Consider the following 17,182-nt stretch of genomic DNA (forward strand, 5'->3'; position numbering starts at 1 on the left):
ATTCAATGAATTGTAGTAATAAATTCAAATTGACCGCCATTGCAATGATGGTTGGTACCACAATGAACGCACAGGCGGCATTGTATCAAGTTGTTGAGGTTTCACCTCAGGATCATGGTTCAAACGGTGACTACCAAACGGCTTACGGGGTTGCAATTCAACAGGGCGATGCAGGTACAGATCCTTCAACAGGTTCACCTTTCGCTTTAGGCTGCTTTGATGCAGCAGCAAACTGCACGCCAGAGCAGTTTAAACTTGCAATGGAAACTCGCACTACACCGATTTCAGCGACACAAGCCGTGGATGGGAACAGCTATCGTGAAGAAATCCCATTCGGATTAGACGCTGGCTTTTATTACATCCAAGAACTCAAAGACTTTGAGCGTTACTGTTACAACCAGCTTCGCTATTCCACCTGTGACTCATGGGCTTCAGTAAACTGGACGCCGTGGAATAAAGAACGTAGTAAAGACTTTACTTCTAATGCGTTAGCGTTCATAGAAGAAGATTCTGCTGCTTATAAAAATGAATATAACAATGTTATCAACCAGCTTACCGAGGATGGTGCAGCTGTCGGTAATCAGAGTAAAGTTAGCACAGAAAATGCTTCTACATTAGAAACACGAAATACCGTAGTTGCACCAGTAGAGCCAAATATTCTTACTGGCGATAGTGACGCAAGTGTTGTGCAAAGCCATGCTTGGAGCACAGACGGCATTTTTACTGTTGGCAGTGTTTCTCGAACAGCAAGCAATACCAATGGATCTCACCACACATCAAAAGCAGCGATTTGGGATCAAAGCGGAACCGTCAGTGAATTGGCTTGGCCTAGTGGCACATCTAAAGATGGAGAAAGGTTAGCTCAAGGGAGCATGCGTGACCTTGTCACTGATGGAACAACGGTCTATGGCGTAGGTTACAACACTTACAGTGATGATAACTACCTGAATGCGACTGTTTTTGTCGGAACTCTAGAAGCCGAAGGTAGCGTTGAAAACGCAACTTGGAAAAATAAAGTTGTTGTAGGAGCTAGACAGCGCGAAGGTGATGATACGGTTCATACAAACTCACGCTTAACCGACGTTAACTCTAATTTTGTTGCTATTGGTGAAGCGAAACGTTCGGGCGGATACTTAATGCCAACGGGCTCTGCTCCGAATCGTCTCTTTATCGTAGATGATGTTCGTAAGGATTCTATTAGCGCTTTTTACCCAACTACTGGCATTTTCTTTAGCGGTGCGGGCGGTAAGATGGGCGGTATCAACTCTTACAATGAAATCGTCGGGCAACTTGATGCGGAAACGACTCGTGAAGACGATGGCAAGCCACGTCGTAAGCGCGGTTTTATCTATCCATATAGCCTAGGTGGCGAGACTAGTGAACGTGCTGCAACATTGTTTAATGGAAAAGCTTGGTTCCTAGACAGTTTGACTAATGGCGGTGATTACTCTGAACAAAACAATCAGTTCCGTATTATCGACGCAACTGATATCAATGATGCAGGTGTGATCTCTGGTACTGCTATGAAATGTGCAGGTGGTTATAGCACAACAGCAAACAATGCGACATGTAGCTCTGAAGAGCAAATTGTAGCAGTCAAACTAGTACCTATTGCTGACGCAACTAAGGACGACATCGTATCTCGAAGCATTGACTCAACGACGACAGAGCGTCAAGGTGCAGGCCTTGGTTGGTTAGCTTTGACCATGCTTGGATTGTTTGGGTTCCGTAGAAAATAGTTAAAAATCGTCAGTAATTTTTAAATCAAGCAGAGGCTCACACATTTGAGTCTCTGCTTTTTTTATGCCTTGAGAAATTGCCTACTTTGATCGATTCTTATAAGTGGAGTCATAAAAACTCCATCAAAGTTTCACAATAACAGCTGTACGTTAGTAAATGGACCTGTATGAGGAATTAACTATGAAGAGACAAAAGCGTGATCGCCTAGAACGAGCTCAATCTCAAGGCTACAAAGCTGGATTGAATGGAAGGTCTCAAGAGGCTTGCCCATATCAACAAGTTGATGCTCGGTCGTATTGGTTAGGTGGTTGGCGTGATGCCAGAGATGAAAGACAATCTGGTCTCTACAAATAAACTCTCCACATACAAAAAGAAGGATTCGAAAGGGCTCTACGGAGCCTTTTCTACATTATAGGGACATAGGGAAGTAGGTTAACACTCGATAACAAAAAGGCTCCTAAATAGGAGCCTTAATAAATCGATTAAAATCGTGATTAGAAGCTTGAAGTGTCTTGGAACAAGCCAACTTTCAAATCTTTTGCTACGTAGATTTCTTTGCCGTCCACACATACACGACCGTCGGCCAAACCCATCACAAGTTTACGGTTTACAACGCGTTTCATGTGGATTTCGTACGTCACTTTTTTCGCTGTTGGCAGGATCTGACCTGTAAACTTCACTTCGCCAACACCCAGAGCACGACCTTTTCCTTTGCCACCAACCCAGCCAAGGAAGAAACCAACAAGTTGCCACATCGCATCAAGGCCAAGACAACCCGGCATTACTGGGTCGCCAGGGAAGTGGCAGTCAAAGAACCACAAATCTGGAGTAATATCCAATTCCGCCAAGATCAAACCTTTACCAAAATCGCCTTCAGTCTCAGACATTTTAGTAACACGATCCATCATTAGCATGTTTGGCGCAGGAAGCTGAGGGTAACCAGGCCCAAACAGTTCGCCTTGGCTAGAAGCAAGTAGATCGTCACGGTTATAAGAATCACGTTTGTTTTGCATTATCAATTACTCCAATTTTTGATAGCTGCATCTTAGTGAACACGTGTACGCTAAACAACTCCGATCAGTACTAGACAAACCAGTTTTTGATGCGCTGCACAATTCCTTCTGGATGCTCATGTCTTTCAAAGTTTTCAATACGTTCCGCTATTTTGCCAATAATGCTATCGTCTTCACCTCTAAAAGGTTTATTCATTACAATCGGAATAGCTTCATCTACGGTAGAAACGGACCAAATATGGAACTCACCATTTTTAATGCTTTCTATTACATCTTTATGTAATGCAAGGTGTTTAAGGTTTGATTTTGGCATCACAACACCTTGATTTCCTGTAAAACCTTGATGTTTACAAACCTGATAAAAGCCTTCAATTTTTTCGTTCAAGCCACCGACGGCTTGCACTCGACCAAACTGATCAACAGCTCCTGTAACAGCAACTTGTTGATTAATTGATGATTCAGATAAAGCACTCACCAAGCAACAAAGTTCTGCAAGAGATGCACTGTCACCATCAACTTCACTATAAGACTGTTCAAATACGATGGAGGCAGAGTAAGGCAGTGGTTCATCCAGTTTCAGAGCAGAGCTCAAGAAAGCTTGCATAATCATCATGCCTTTTGCATGTAGATTGCCTCCAAGCTCAGCTTTGCGCTCAACATCGGAAACATCGCCATCACCAAAATGAATTACACAAGATATTCGTGCAGGCTCACCATAGCTGACAGGGTGCCCAGCCATATCAATAACGGTTAGGCCATTGATTTGACCAACTTGTTCCCCAGTTGTCTCAATGATGACTTGGCCATCTAAAATATCGTACACGGCACGCTGAGGAAGGTAAGATTCTCGGTAATACTTGTCGTCAATCGCTTTATCTAACGACTTGTAATCTAATGCTCGGCCATCACTGAACTGGCTGGCAAGCGTTAGAAGTTGAGAGTGCCACATTACTCCTAAAGGCAGATAATGTTGATCTTCAGTAAATCTCATACCGGCCAGCAACAATCTTCTAAAACCACATTCGGTTAAGTGAGGCAGCTGATATTGAGAACATATCCAGTTCACCAAACCAAAGTAATCTGTCAAATTCTGCTCTGACAGATGAATATCTTCTTCAACTTCCGTATACATGGCAAAGCCAGAACAGAAGTCTTCATCGATGTATTCTAGCTCTGCTAACTGACTTCTTTCTCCTGTTACAATCAGTTTTACATCATAAGCTTTAGCTTGCGGTACTGAAGTAGGTAAACGAGTAGGGCTTAGGTTCAGTGGCTCGATAAGGTTTTGTTGAATTGCAGACTTTATATTTGGCCAAAGTCCTGGGTTAGCCAAAATTAGATTAGCCGGTACAATTAAGTAACCGCTATCTGCCTGTGAAATTAAGCCAGGTTGGAAGGCAATATCACCACTTAAATCGACACTGTAACGGTCAAATAAGCGTTTGGCATCAAGTGATTCCGACAAAACAATCGCAGCGTTAGACTGGCTCTGAAGAGCTTTACTGATGAACTCTCTATAGACAGAATTATCTACGCAGTTAATGAGTAGTACTCGCGTCAATCCAGAAATTTTTGAAAAACGAGATATCGTTGCCGACATTCTCGGTTGGAGCTCAGTAAAAGACTTCTTTGGTAACGAAGGTGCAGACTTTAAAAGTGCTTCGTACTGCTCAAGTGAAGGTGTTACGTCTTGCCAATTAAGTTGGTTCATTAAAATTCATCGTAATTCAATCTTGCCGACATTATAACGAAACGGACTATAACACCCTAGCACCAATTTGGTTTGCTCTCGGCATTCATCTCTCAATGAACAATACTTAGACAAATGAGTGATCAACATCGATACTTCTAAGAGTTTTATTTGCCCAAGTAAACCATCTGGGTTACGCTGTCACTAGGTTATGTTTATGGGTCGGAACAAATGAAATATCAGCAGCTTGAGAATCTAGAATGTGGGTGGAAATGGAAGTATCTCATCAAAAAATGGAAAGATGGTGAAGCGATTACCCGACATATTGATACAAGCGAAGCAGATGCAGCGGTCGCAGAACTAAAACGCCTTGAACACGAGCCTACACTTGTCTTAGCTTGGATAGAAAACCACATGTCAGAAGAGTTAGATAATAAACTCAAGCAGGCTATCCGAGCGAAACGGAAACGTCACTTCAATGCAGAGCAAGTCCATACAAAGAAGAAATCCATTGATTTAGATTACCGAGTTTGGGAAAAGCTTTCTAGTAGAGCGAATGAACTTGGTTGTACGTTATCTGACGCAATTGAATATTTGCTTTCCGAAGCGTCGAGAAGTGAAAAAGCGAGTCAAAAAGTTACCTCAATTAAAGAGGATTTGAGTAAATTGCTATCTAGCTAGGATAGGGAGTGCCAAATGTTATATGTAATCTTAATTGCAGCCATCGTGATCTTTTGGTTGATCGCAGTCGATAGGCCGGTGTTAAAAGTAAAGTTCGATAATGGCCATATTAGTAACGTAAAAGGGCATCTACCTCCTTCTTTCAAACACAACTTACAGGATATTAGTGAGCATAACCCGTTTACTGGTGAAATGAAGGTGTATAGCCAACGAACAGGAATGCGCTTAAGCTTTTCCAAAGGCATTCCCAAAAAAGTTCAACAGAGGATTCGTAACGTTTTTCCGCACCAGGGCTTCAAAGCAAACAAAGGCAAGAAGCGCGCTTAATTACATATCAGTTACTTCATCATGTTAAATGGGACGCAATGTGGCGTCCCATTTTCGTATCTACAGAAAAATTACTTATCATCGAACAATCAACAACATAAACGGACCAAAACGATGAGATACGTTGTAACTTTAATGGTATTGATCTTTGCAAGTAATTCAGTTTTTGCTGACGATTCAGAAACGAACCTGTTGGCTAAAAAGATTAAGACTAAGCTTCAAAAGAAAGTAGACAATAAGTTTGATGGCTATCAAGGTTATTGTGACGTCATGATAGAAATGGAGCACAAAAGTAAAAACGCAGTAATAAAAAGAGTAACCAGCAGTGGTGACCAAAAAGTGTGTAGGTACGTTAAGTCCAACTTGAAGAAAGGAAAACGCTATCGTTACAAATACCCCGAAAAGTACATTCGCCTCCATATAACCACAGGCTTATAAATGTTTCAGAACGCAACTGAGCTCGTGATTTTTGGCAGATTTCGTTGCGGAGCGATTAGAGCGTTTAGCTGATTTTTGCTGTTGTACGAGGCGAGTATGAAAGGCTTTTTTGTTTGGTAGCGCTTAAGTTAGTAATCGTGATGCCATTGAATGGCAAATTCAGTGAGTTGGCCATCATCACCATACATAGATTGATTCAGGTGCTTACGGAAGAACACGCCAGTAAGTCGAGGACTAAGCGCGCATCAATTTTCAATAAGAGATTTGATTTGCTTCGTAAGCATAACCACAAACCAAACTAGCGATTGCAAGCCCACAGAAACCTCGGTTAAAGCTGTTAATCTTAGGATGACATTAAAGTAGCTAAAACCGGACATTATTGCTTTGAGTTTACACTCCCCTCAGTGCGCATTATATGTGTTATGTTAAATTGTATATTGCCATACGCTAAATGTTGTCTGAGTATGCTCCTATTCCCCTGCAGATTTTAAATTTAAGGGCCTTACTGTGAGCATTAAACATAATGGTTATTTACCATAAAATACTTAATATAGATCTTAATAATCTATCGATTGTTAAGATCTATATTAACGCCTTTTTACTTATTGAAATGACTGTATAGCTTCAAAGATATCTTGTCTTCTAACTGGCTTGGAAATGAATCCGTCCATCCCGGCATCCAGGCATTTATCTCTATCGCTTTCTAGCGCATGTGCAGTTAACGCTATAATTGGAGTATTGAGGCCTTTATCTCGAATAAGCCTTGTTGCAGTAATTCCATCCATCACCGGCATCGAGACATCCATGAGAATCAAATCGATTAAATCCTCATGCTCCTCTAAAAATGTTAATGCCTCTGCTCCATGGCTTGCGATATGAACATTATGGCCAAGCTTATTTAAGATAAGCTTTATTACGAACTGATTCGATTCGGTATCTTCTACGACGAGAAGTTCCATTGCTTTTGTCGGTTGATTGGTTTCGATTCTAACTGGACGATTTTGATTACAACGAGTCAAAACTGGAATCGAAATCGTAAAGGTTGAACCAACATGCTCATCACTTTTAACGGCAATCTTTCCACGCATCATTTCGACTAAATGCTTGGTTATTGCGAGCCCCAGTCCTGTACCACCGAAGCGTCTCGTGATGGAACGGTCTCCTTGATGAAATGCCGTAAACAAGTGCTCTTGCTTTGCTTTAGATATACCAATTCCAGTGTCAGATATTGAGATCACAAGTTCAGCATCTTGCTCAGATACAGAAACTTTTACTTCACCTTCGTCTGTAAACTTTATTGCATTCCCTATTAGATTAAACAGAATTTGAGATAACCGCGTGGAGTCAATCCAAAATTGTTTGTCATTAGTGACAGTACAGTTGAGCTTGAATTTAAGATTTTTCTTCTTAGCTATTTGTTTTTGCTGAGAAATAACAAAAGTGACAGTGTCTCTTAAGTTAATCCATTGTTCATTGAGCTGAAAGCGACCTGACTCGATTTTAGAAAGATCAAGAATGTCACTGATTATCGCGAGAAGTAACTCTGCAGAGCACTCCATTTGGCTCAAAGCATCAATTTGTTCTTCTGACAAGGTTGATTGCTTCAGTATATCTAGCATTCCAAGAACGGAATTTAAAGGGGTTCTTATTTCATGACTCATCATCGCTAAGAACTCCGACTTAGACCGGTTCGCAAGCTCTGCTTCTTCTCTTGCTTTAGCGAGCTGAGTTGTTCTTACTTCAACGATACGTTGTAACTTCTCTTTGGTCTCGATATCAATGACCGCCCTTTCAATTAAGGGACGAAACCGCCTCAAGGTTTCCTTATTCTCTATGCTAAAGTGCCCTTTCTGAGCTCCAATAAGTAGGATTACGGTTTGCGTTACTTCTGAACGTATACCAGTTAAAACGACCGAGTTTACATGGCTTTTTATAAAGCTGTTTAAGTTAACAAACTCAGCGAGTTTATCTGGCTCGAACAGTAGAATGCATTCACCATTGAGAGCTCTTTGATAGGTGTTACCGTGTAACCAGGATACATTATCAAATACGCTATTAGTTGATATCAATGTCTTGAAGGGATATCGTTCACCATCACGAGTCAGTACAATAAAATCATCGAAGTTGATGTACTTTTTGAGGACATTGTTTAATCCCGTAAATATCTCATGCCGATTCTTTGCCTCACTCATCGCAGATATCGCGGAAAGAATGGCCTTGTTTTCATCAGCGAGTAGTCGTTCTCTTTGTCTCGCCTGCTTTAGCTCAACTAACGCTTCTTGAAGCGCTTCCTGTTGATATATGTCTAAGTATTTATCTTTCATAAGGTTTATGGAATATAGCCGATGAAATCATCAGGTTTCCATGTCCATTCTCACCACCAATAAATCTACCTTGCTCGCCGAAAGTAAAAGGGCAAATAAAAGGCAAATGTTCTAGTTCTTGGTTAATTTGTTCACAAACGCTATTCATGTCTTGCATTAAGTGCAACATGGGACCTGCGCAAAAGATATTTATCACTCCAATTTTTCGAGACTCTTCTAATTTTTGGTTAAAAGCGGCATTGACGACTTTTGCAGCGCGCGCAACGAGATGCTCACGACTTCCTTTCATTAATGTGAGCTCGTCACCCTCTTCTATTCGTGTAAACAACTCGATTCCACCATCTTGCGTCTCACGGATCGGATGGGATAACTTGTAATATGGGCGATCATAGAGATGACCTGCGATCCGCCCTAATGGATAAGCACTCGAGTTTGTAAACAGCATATTATCTTTACCTACTTGGTTATCCTGGTGATTTGTCCACCTTCTATAAACATTGAGCGCAGGTTCGTTATCAATTTCAAGTAAGCATCTATCGTTGGTCTTGGTTGCAACACCTTTGATATTAGTTGGTGTATGTCCAGCGCTAAAAGCGATATCAACAGGTTGAGAGGAGTAAAAGAGAGTTAAGCTTAAACCTGAAGTTTGAGAGCCTTGGGCGGTTATCACAGACCATTTCCCAGCGATGTTATTATCAGCGGCCGAACCACCAATAATTGGAATTAGAGTTCCAAATCTTTCATCTATAGACGCAATGATTGATTCCTCTTGCCCTGGTGTAGCATGAAGTAGAATTAAGTTTGGTACTTCTCCTACACGGTTTGCGTTCTCAAGGGCCATATCCAAAGCCTTGGTGACGCTGTCACCTGAGTTGTGATTAGAAATACCAGTACCATAAGCATGAGGACCTGTATCATAAACAGCAAGTGCCGCAATTACTGGGCCTGTATGAAAGCCCTGATCTGTCATTACGGCTTGACATGAACTGGCGCCATGAAAAGGCACACCAGGAAAATGCGCAAGAAACGCTTCTCGAATCAACTCAAAATTGTATTCTTCCGTGTAGTAACACATCACGTAAGACAAGCTCTGTTGTGTCAATTCGGACCTGAGCGTTTTTATCGCTGAGTCTTCATCTTTAATATGAGTAAAAACTGATTGGCAATGCATACGATTTTATAATTGGATATCACTCTGCTGTTATACCATTCCAACCAATTTTCTCTAGGTAAGAAGGTGTTAATTTCACTAATAAGTTACGATTATCTCGTGATAGATCGTATTTATAATTGAACTACAACAATGTTTTCACCTTTTTTAAAGGTGATTTTTTTCGATTCAGGCATGATGTCCCATTCTACTGACTTATGCTTCTCATTGAGATTGATAAAATTACCAGATTGATTTAGATCAATTTTTAGAGTGCTACTTTCTGTCGTTTCGAGCGAAATTCCCATTGAGTCACGATTAATCGTGATTATTTCTCCTTCAATTGTTACATCGCATCGTTCTTTTTGTGAACAGTCAACGCTATTAACACTCTCGTGTGTAAAGGTACGCCAGAAAAATGCGCCTATTAAAACACTGAGCATGATTAAGATTTGTGCAAGTCGCGCCTTTGTTAACTTTTGTGCAGGCATAATTACTAATATCCTTGTTACAAACTTCAAACTTTTTAAATAAAAAATGATTTCCAGAGGTCCAGTAAGGTTACTACCCTGTCATTGAATTGTTAATTCAAGTATAGTGTCACGCTGAAAATGCCACTTTTTATTAAAGTCAGCAATGGAAATAAGGTGATGATAACACTTGAATTCTAGAGTTTACTTGGGTGGTGTTACGACGCAAGTCGTGTTGGAAGTAAAAGTGTAGTTAATTAGAAATTGGAAGCATGCAAATGAGCCAAGTAAAGCAGCTTGAACAAAACTACAACTATACAGTCGTTCGCCAATTTACCCTTGTGACCATTTTATGGGGCATAGTTGGTATGGCTGTTGGTGTTTTGATTGCCGCTCAATTAGTTTGGCCACAGCTAAACTTTGATACGCCGTGGTTGACGTACAGTCGCTTACGTCCACTGCATACTAATGCGGTAATTTTTGCGTTTGGTACCAGTGCTCTGTTCGCAACGTCTTATTATGTTGTACAGCGCACATGTCAAACACGTCTTTTTGGTGGCCCACTCGTTGCCTTCACCTTTTGGGGTTGGCAAGCAATCATCCTGGCAGCAGCCATTACTTTGCCTCTCGGTTTAACATCGGGTAAAGAGTATGCTGAGCTAGAATGGCCTATTGATATCGCAATTGCGCTAGTATGGGTATCATATGCGGTGGTGTTCTTCGGCACACTGGTGAAACGAAACACGTCACACATATATGTGGCAAACTGGTTCTTCGGTGCCTTTATTATCACAGTAGCAGTACTTCACATCGTGAACAGCATGGCTATTCCTGTGTCACTCGGTAAATCTTACTCGATTTACTCGGGCGCAGTGGATGCGATGGTTCAGTGGTGGTATGGACACAATGCGGTAGGTTTCCTACTGACCGCTGGTTTCCTAGGTATGATGTACTACTTCGTTCCTAAACAAGCTGAACGTCCTGTTTATTCTTACCGTCTATCTATCGTTCACTTCTGGGCACTTATTTCTCTATATATTTGGGCAGGCCCTCACCACCTTCATTATACAGCGCTACCAGACTGGACTCAGTCTCTAGGTATGGTTATGTCGCTGGTTCTATTTGCTCCTTCTTGGGGTGGTATGATCAACGGTATTATGACGTTATCTGGTGCATGGCATAAGCTTCGTTATGACCCTATCCTACGTTTCCTAATCGTTTCACTGTCGTTCTACGGTATGTCTACCTTTGAAGGCCCGATGATGTCGATTAAGACGGTTAACGCACTTTCTCACTACACAGACTGGACCATTGGTCACGTTCACTCTGGTGCGTTAGGTTGGGTTGCGATGGTTTCTATCGGCTCTGTATATCACTTGGTACCTCGCCTATTTGGCCAGGAGCGTATGTACTCTGTTGGTCTAGTTAATGTGCATTTCTGGCTAGCAACAATCGGTACCGTTCTTTACATCGTTGCGATGTGGATCTCTGGTGTAATGCAAGGTCTTATGTGGCGCGCGGTTAACTCTGACGGTACGCTAACTTACAGCTTTGTTGAGTCTGTAGAAGCGTCTTATCCGTTCTACTTTGTACGTTTCCTAGGCGGATTTATCTTCCTATCTGGTATGTTCCTAATGGCATATAACACGTACAAAACGGTAAGTGCACCAAAAGAAAGCCTAAAAGCTATCCCACATCCGGCATAAGGAGATTTAAGAATGAGTAATAATTCTAATAATCGCCATGAAATCTTAGAACGTAATGTCGGTTTGTTGGCTATTTTTATCGTGTTTGCTATCAGTTGGGGCGCTCTTGTAGAGATCACTCCTCTGATTTTCCAAAAGCAAACGACTGAACCTGTAGAAAATCTGCGTGCTTACACTCCTTTGGAGATGGAAGGCCGTGATATCTACATCCGTGAAGGTTGTAACGTTTGTCACAGCCAGATGGTTCGTCCTTTCCGCTCAGAGACTGAACGTTACGGTCACTACTCTGTTGCTGGTGAGAGTGTTTGGGAACACCCATTCCTTTGGGGCTCTAAGCGTACAGGCCCGGATTTAGCTCGTGTTGGTGGTCGTTATTCTGACGAATGGCACCGTGTTCACCTGTTAGATCCTCGTGAGCTTGTACCTGAGTCAAACATGCCAGGTTTCCCGTGGCTAGCTGAAAACGTTTTAGACGGTAAGCTAACTCAGAAGAAACTTGAGCTATTTCGTGATCAGTTCGGCGTTCCATACACTGATGAAGAGATCGCGAATTCGGCTAAAGAAGTAGAAGGTAAAACAGAGATGGATGCAATCATCGCTTACCTTCAGTCTCTTGGTCATGCAATGAAGTAAGGGGATCATATGGATTTCGGTACAATTCATAGTATTTATACCGTTGTACTCTTCGCTAGTTTTATTGGCATCGTATGGTGGGCATTTAGTAAAAAGCGTAAAGCACGCTTTGAAGAAGATGCCAACTTGGTGTTTGCTGACGAAGAACAAAAGACCCCTAATAACCAAGGAGTGAAGAAGTAATGACTACATTCTGGAGTCTCTGGATTATCGTGATTACTGTCGGTACGCTAGTAGGCTGTGCGATTCTCCTGACTTGGTGCGCTAAAGATAAAATGGGCGTCGAGGAAGGGGAAGACATGGGCCACGAGTACGATGGTATTCGCGAGCTAAACAACCCTCTACCAAAGTGGTGGACTTACCTGTTTGTAAGTACATTTGTGTTCGCAGCAGTTTACCTTGCCCTATTCCCAGGTCTAGGTAGCTTCAAGGGCTTTTTAAACTGGCAGAGTTCGGCTCAAACCGTTCGCTCACTAGAAGAGTCAAAAGAAGCCATCGCTGCAGCACAAGAGAACAAGCAACTAAACCAATATGCAAAAGAACTGGATGATGCCGACGCTTACTTCGGCGAAGCATTCCGTAAACTTGCGCACAATGACAGTGGCCTACGCCCAATTCCTGAAATTGCGCAAGATCCTGAAGCATTAAAAGTTGGTCAGCGTTTGTTTTTGCAAAACTGTTCTCAATGCCATGGCTCTGATGCACGTGGTCAGAAAGGCTTCCCTAACCTGACTGATGATGCATGGCTATATGGTGGCGAGCCAGCAGCGATCGTTACAACCATCATGCACGGCCGTATTGGTCAAATGCCAGCATGGAAAGATGCCCTTGGTGAGCAAGGTGTTCAAGAAGTTGTAAGTTACACACTTAGTCTATCTGGTCGTAAAGTAAATGCTCGTGAAGCCGCGGCAGGTAAAGCACGCTTCGTAGTGTGTGCAGCTTGTCATGGTACCGATGGTAAGGGTAACCCTGCAGTCGGTGCGCCTGACCTTACAGACCAAGACTGGTTATTTGGTGACTCTCGTGCAGCTGTAACCGAAACCGTAATGAACGGCCGCTCAGGTGTAATGCCCGCGTGGAAAGACATTTTGGGTGAAGATAAAGTTCAGCTCGTTGCCTCTTATGTCTGGAGCTTAAGTAACTCAGAGAGTAAGTAACTGAGATATTAAGTAACATAGCAATAACAGCCCCTTTCATAGGGGCTGTCTTTCCTTTAAATTTAACGCCTTACATTTTTTCATTTAGCTGTTGAGAACTTTTTTATGGTAAAGCCTTGGTATAAACAATTTTGGCCGTGGTTCCTAATCATCCTTCCTCTTACTGTCGTAGTTTGGACTGTGATTACTGTGGTCGTTTTCTCGAACAACTCTGTTTCTTTAGTCGCCGAGGATTACTATAAAAAAGGCAAAGGCATTAATATCGACATTAGTAAAATGAATGTCGCTCGTGACCTAGGTCTTAACGCTGAGATTTCCTCTGAAAATAACAATGTTGTGATTGTTTTCGCTAAAGGGAAGCTACCTCATTACCCTGCTCTAACGGCCACTTTCACTCATCGTACTCTTCCTGATCGTGACTTCACAAAGCTTGTAACAGCGGATGCATCTGGTAATTACCGACTAAAAGCTGAGGAATCTATTCAAGGACCATGGTTTGTTGAACTACAACCACACGACAAGCAATGGATGATCCAAGGTAAAGTTGAGTTTCCTGCCTCTTCAACACCGTTAATGAAGTAAGCATATGTGTAAATCCTGTTATCACTGCGGTGAAGATGTACCAGCCAACACGGATTTCAAAGTAGAAATATTGGGTGAAATTCGCGACATGTGTTGTCCGGGCTGCGAAACTGTGGCGCAGACTATTGTCGATAGTGGTCTTGTATCATATTACCAATACCGCACTGCGCCTGCAGAAAAGGCAGATCTAGTACCAGAGCAACTCCAAGCTTTAATTCATTATGACAATGCGGATGTACAATCTGAATTCGTACGAAATCGCGAAAATGTTTCTGAAGTAACCCTTTCTTTGGAAGGCGTTTCATGTGCCGCTTGTGCGTGGTTAATCGAAAAGCAAGTTTCTAATACGGCCGGGTTGGTATCTATCCGTGTTAATACAACCACCAATCGAGCGTTACTAGCCTGGGATAAAACTCAGGTACGGTTAAGCGAGCTCCTTTCCGTTATTCATAAACTTGGTTACAAAGCTGCACCTTTTGAAGCAGATAAGCAAGAAGCCTCTTACCATCGAATGATGAAGCAATATCTATATCGGCTAGGTATTGCAGGTTTAGCAACCATGCAGGTCATGATGCTCGCCGTTGCACTGTATCTCGAAGTCTTTGGTGATTTAGAGCCGGAGTTTAAAAGTTACTTTCGTTGGGTAAGTTTGATTTTTGCTACTCCTGTTTTGCTTTATTCCGCTCTTCCATTTTACTTAAACGCATGGCGCAGTATCAAAGGCCGAACCCTTGGTATGGATGTCCCGGTTTCTATCGCGTTGATCTTTGCCTATGTTGCAAGTTTAGTTGCAACAGTAACTGAACAAGGCGAAGTCTTCTTTGAATCTATCTCGATGTTTACCTTCTTTTTGTTAGTAGGTCGATTCTTAGAGATGCGCGCTCGTCGCAAAGCTGCTGCAGCGAGTGGTAACCTTCTTAAGTTGATTCCTGCAATTGCTACAACGCTGGACGGTGATCAGATACCCGTGAAGACGCTAAAAGTTGGCGATCGTATTCGCGTTCTACCTGGTGAACATATCCCCGCTGACGGTAAAGTTATTTCAGGCCGTATTCATATTGATGAATCCATGCTAACGGGCGAGTCAGTGCACGTTGTGAAACGAGAAGGCGATATTGTTTATGCAGGAACGCTAAACGGAGACGAATCATTTGAACTTGAGGTAGTAAGCTCAAAGGCCGATTCAATGATTTCTAACATCGTGCGTTTACAAGATGAAGCTCAACACTCCAAACCTAAAATTGCGGAAATTGCAGACATTGTCGCCCGTTACTTTGTTGGTGTGATTCTTATCATCTCTGCTGGTACTTGGTTTTACTGGCATCAAACAAAACCAGATGATGCGTTTTGGATCATGCTGTCTGTGTTAGTCGCTACATGCCCATGTGCGCTATCTCTGGCCACTCCGACCGCTCTCACTTGTGCTACATCTAGAATGGGTAATTTTGGCATTTTGCTTCGTAAAGGCCATGTGTTTGAGACACTATGTAAGATCAACCACTTAGTTGTAGATAAAACAGGCACTCTAACGAAAGGTGATATTGAGATCTGTGAAACAAAGGTACTTAGTGATCTCCCACAGAAAGATTGTCTATCACTAGCTGCAGCTTTAGAGGCTCATGCAAACCACCCTATCGCTCGTTCTTTTGCAACTTTCACCAATGATGACTTTATCGTGTCTGATGTGCAAAACGTGATTGGGTCAGGGATTGAAGGGATATGGAATGGCAAAATCGTTAAGATAGGCAGTGCGGCTTTTGTTCAAGGCAAAGAAAGTGGTGAAAGCCAGGCGGTCTATCTGTCGGTTGATGGCAAGCATGTCGCTAGCTTTTACTACCGCGACCCTATCCGAAAAGAAAGCAAAGCCTTTATTCAACGTTTTGCTGACGCTGGAATTAAGACAACCCTGCTAACTGGTGATTCTCTCTCAAACGCCCAACCAGTGGCGAATGAAATTGGTATCGATCACATCGTCGCGTCAGCAAAGCCAGAAGATAAGCTTGCATACCTTAAGAGCTTGGACGAAAACAGTATCACTATGATGGTTGGTGATGGAATCAATGACGCGCCGACTCTCGCCGGAGCTCACCTTTCTGTCGCAATGGGCGGTGGTACAGATGTCGCTAAAGCTTCTGCAGATATGACGTTACTTGGGGATAATCTCGAAAAGCTACTAGAGGCACGTTTGCTTGCACTGCGTACAAGAAAGATTATTCGAGAAAACTTGGCTTGGTCTTTGGGTTACAACCTGTTAATTTTGCCTTTGGCGGTCGCAGGTTTAGTGGCTCCCTACATTGCAGTAGTTGGCATGTCTGCAAGCTCAATTATCGTTGTATCTAACTCTTTGCGCCTGCTCAAAGAGAAATAAGTAGAGAAAGCAAACATGGAAAGTCTTTATATATTGATTCCCATCGCTATCGTTCTCGTTTGTGTTGCTGTCGCCGTTTTTCTTTGGGCGGTAAGAAGCGATCAGTTTGAAGATCTTGAACGGCAAGGGCACAACATTCTTCTCGACGAAGAAGACCAATCTAATAGTGATAAAAAGTAGCGACCTTTATGACTCCTGATTTTATCGGTGCGTTGATGATCGGCTTAGTAGGAGCCGGTCATTGTATGGGTATGTGTGGTGGTATCGCGTCTCTACTTACCATGGGCTCTTCTGCTAAAAATAAAACCACCCCTCTTATCCCCCTCTTCTACAACCTCGGACGATTGTTCAGTTATACCTTAATAGGTGCATTAGTGGGTGGTGCTATATCAGGTTTATCTGAGCTTAGTGGGTTAACGCACTCTCTTGCTTGGTTAAGGCTGATTGCTGCGTTATTCATGATCCTGGTCGCGCTGTATATTGCTAAATGGTGGCAAGGCTTACTTTTAATAGAAAAGCTAGGGCAGTATCTCTGGCGCTTTATCTCGCCGGCAGGGAAGAGTTTGTTACCATTAAAGCATCCTCTTCACGCGTTGCCATTTGGCTTTATTTGGGGTTGGTTACCATGTGGTTTAGTTTATTCAGCGCTTACTTGGTCGGCGGTTTCTGGTAGTGCGATGAACGGCGGCCTAATTATGCTTGCGTTTGGGCTCGGAACGCTACCTGCAATGCTTATTATTGGATACGGTGCCAATCATTTTCAGAAATTACAAAAATCATTAATATTTAGAAATATTTCAGCATTAATTCTTATTGGCTATGGTACGTATACCGCTGTAGGAGCCTTAGCGTTACTCGGTTTCATATAACGTTAAACTCTATTGAGGTGACATTTTTGCTACC

Annotated in this window: 18 protein-coding genes; 13 read left to right on the forward strand and 5 right to left on the reverse strand. The window is 42.4% G+C overall.

The annotated features are described in order from the left end of the window. Positions 1-5: 5 nt before the first annotated feature. Both R7Q39_RS15180 and rmf read left to right on the forward strand, forming a co-directional pair. The gene (locus tag R7Q39_RS15180) at positions 6-1,739 is read left to right on the forward strand and encodes a DUF3466 family protein (RefSeq protein WP_033905318.1); all 1,734 of its coding nucleotides are present in this window, start codon (positions 6-8) and stop codon (positions 1,737-1,739) included. Positions 1,740-1,920: 181 nt separating this feature from the next. Further along, the gene (gene rmf / locus R7Q39_RS15185; RefSeq protein WP_005377453.1) at positions 1,921-2,094 is read left to right on the forward strand and encodes a ribosome modulation factor; all 174 of its coding nucleotides are present in this window, start codon (positions 1,921-1,923) and stop codon (positions 2,092-2,094) included. A 140-nt stretch (positions 2,095-2,234) separates the two neighbouring features. On the opposite strand, the gene fabA is transcribed toward rmf, so the two are convergent. Both fabA and R7Q39_RS15195 read right to left on the reverse strand, forming a co-directional pair. After that, entirely contained in the window at positions 2,235-2,753 is a 519-nt protein-coding gene (fabA, locus tag R7Q39_RS15190; RefSeq protein WP_005390081.1) for a bifunctional 3-hydroxydecanoyl-ACP dehydratase/trans-2-decenoyl-ACP isomerase, read from the reverse strand. A gap of 70 nt (positions 2,754-2,823) precedes the next feature. Then, entirely contained in the window at positions 2,824-4,464 is a 1,641-nt protein-coding gene (locus tag R7Q39_RS15195) for a Lon protease family protein (RefSeq protein WP_318076421.1), read from the reverse strand. A gap of 210 nt (positions 4,465-4,674) precedes the next feature. On the opposite strand from R7Q39_RS15195, the gene matP reads away from it, so the two are divergent. From matP to R7Q39_RS15210, 3 genes are all read left to right on the forward strand, one after another. Further along, positions 4,675-5,124, forward strand: a complete 450-nt coding sequence (matP, locus tag R7Q39_RS15200) for a macrodomain Ter protein MatP (RefSeq protein ID WP_005396497.1) — start codon at positions 4,675-4,677, stop codon at positions 5,122-5,124. 15 nt (positions 5,125-5,139) lie between these two features. After that, entirely contained in the window at positions 5,140-5,451 is a 312-nt protein-coding gene (locus R7Q39_RS15205; RefSeq protein WP_005377468.1) for a DUF3634 family protein, read from the forward strand. Positions 5,452-5,565: 114 nt separating this feature from the next. Next, on the forward strand, positions 5,566-5,889 hold the full coding sequence (locus tag R7Q39_RS15210) for a hypothetical protein (protein ID WP_025766620.1): 324 nt from the start codon (positions 5,566-5,568) through the stop codon (positions 5,887-5,889). Positions 5,890-6,491: 602 nt separating this feature from the next. On the opposite strand, the gene R7Q39_RS15215 is transcribed toward R7Q39_RS15210, so the two are convergent. The 3 genes from R7Q39_RS15215 to R7Q39_RS15225 all read right to left on the reverse strand — a co-directional run bounded on the left by R7Q39_RS15215 (position 6,492) and on the right by R7Q39_RS15225 (position 9,854). Further along, positions 6,492-8,213, reverse strand: coding sequence for an ATP-binding protein (locus R7Q39_RS15215; RefSeq protein WP_213903948.1), 1,722 nt, complete (start codon positions 8,211-8,213; stop codon positions 6,492-6,494). Then, a complete protein-coding gene (locus R7Q39_RS15220; RefSeq protein WP_151514797.1) occupies positions 8,203-9,384 on the reverse strand; it encodes an FIST signal transduction protein in 1,182 nt (393 codons plus the stop codon). The genes R7Q39_RS15215 and R7Q39_RS15220 overlap by 11 nt, the downstream gene beginning before the upstream one ends. A gap of 113 nt (positions 9,385-9,497) precedes the next feature. Beyond that, a complete protein-coding gene (locus R7Q39_RS15225; RefSeq protein ID WP_005377473.1) occupies positions 9,498-9,854 on the reverse strand; it encodes a hypothetical protein in 357 nt (118 codons plus the stop codon). Positions 9,855-10,111: 257 nt separating this feature from the next. On the opposite strand from R7Q39_RS15225, the gene ccoN reads away from it, so the two are divergent. The 8 genes from ccoN (at position 10,112) to R7Q39_RS15265 (ending at position 17,148) form a co-directional block, all read left to right on the forward strand. Next, on the forward strand, positions 10,112-11,539 hold the full coding sequence (ccoN, locus tag R7Q39_RS15230; RefSeq protein ID WP_005396488.1) for a cytochrome-c oxidase, cbb3-type subunit I: 1,428 nt from the start codon (positions 10,112-10,114) through the stop codon (positions 11,537-11,539). A gap of 12 nt (positions 11,540-11,551) precedes the next feature. Then, the gene (gene ccoO, locus R7Q39_RS15235; RefSeq protein ID WP_005377475.1) at positions 11,552-12,172 is read left to right on the forward strand and encodes a cytochrome-c oxidase, cbb3-type subunit II; all 621 of its coding nucleotides are present in this window, start codon (positions 11,552-11,554) and stop codon (positions 12,170-12,172) included. A gap of 9 nt (positions 12,173-12,181) precedes the next feature. Then, positions 12,182-12,355: a cbb3-type cytochrome oxidase subunit 3 gene (locus tag R7Q39_RS15240; RefSeq protein WP_005377485.1), complete on the forward strand. Its 174-nt coding sequence runs from the start codon at positions 12,182-12,184 to the stop codon at positions 12,353-12,355. Beyond that, positions 12,355-13,329, forward strand: a complete 975-nt coding sequence (gene ccoP, locus R7Q39_RS15245; RefSeq protein WP_005377487.1) for a cytochrome-c oxidase, cbb3-type subunit III — start codon at positions 12,355-12,357, stop codon at positions 13,327-13,329. The genes R7Q39_RS15240 and ccoP overlap by 1 nt, the downstream gene beginning before the upstream one ends. A 105-nt stretch (positions 13,330-13,434) precedes the next feature. Continuing rightward, complete coding sequence (locus tag R7Q39_RS15250) at positions 13,435-13,911, forward strand: FixH family protein (protein WP_005377489.1); 477 nt, start codon at positions 13,435-13,437, stop codon at positions 13,909-13,911. A 4-nt stretch (positions 13,912-13,915) separates the two neighbouring features. Continuing rightward, positions 13,916-16,279, forward strand: a complete 2,364-nt coding sequence (locus R7Q39_RS15255; RefSeq protein WP_064353934.1) for a heavy metal translocating P-type ATPase — start codon at positions 13,916-13,918, stop codon at positions 16,277-16,279. 15 nt (positions 16,280-16,294) lie between these two features. Next, on the forward strand, positions 16,295-16,459 hold the full coding sequence (ccoS, locus tag R7Q39_RS15260) for a cbb3-type cytochrome oxidase assembly protein CcoS (protein ID WP_005377493.1): 165 nt from the start codon (positions 16,295-16,297) through the stop codon (positions 16,457-16,459). Positions 16,460-16,467: 8 nt separating this feature from the next. After that, a complete protein-coding gene (locus R7Q39_RS15265) occupies positions 16,468-17,148 on the forward strand; it encodes a sulfite exporter TauE/SafE family protein (protein ID WP_064353933.1) in 681 nt (226 codons plus the stop codon). Positions 17,149-17,182 lie beyond the last annotated feature (34 nt).

The sequence above is a fragment of the Vibrio sp. 947 genome (genome assembly GCF_033339115.1).
GTDB classification, from domain to species: Bacteria; Pseudomonadota; Gammaproteobacteria; order Enterobacterales; family Vibrionaceae; genus Vibrio; species Vibrio alginolyticus.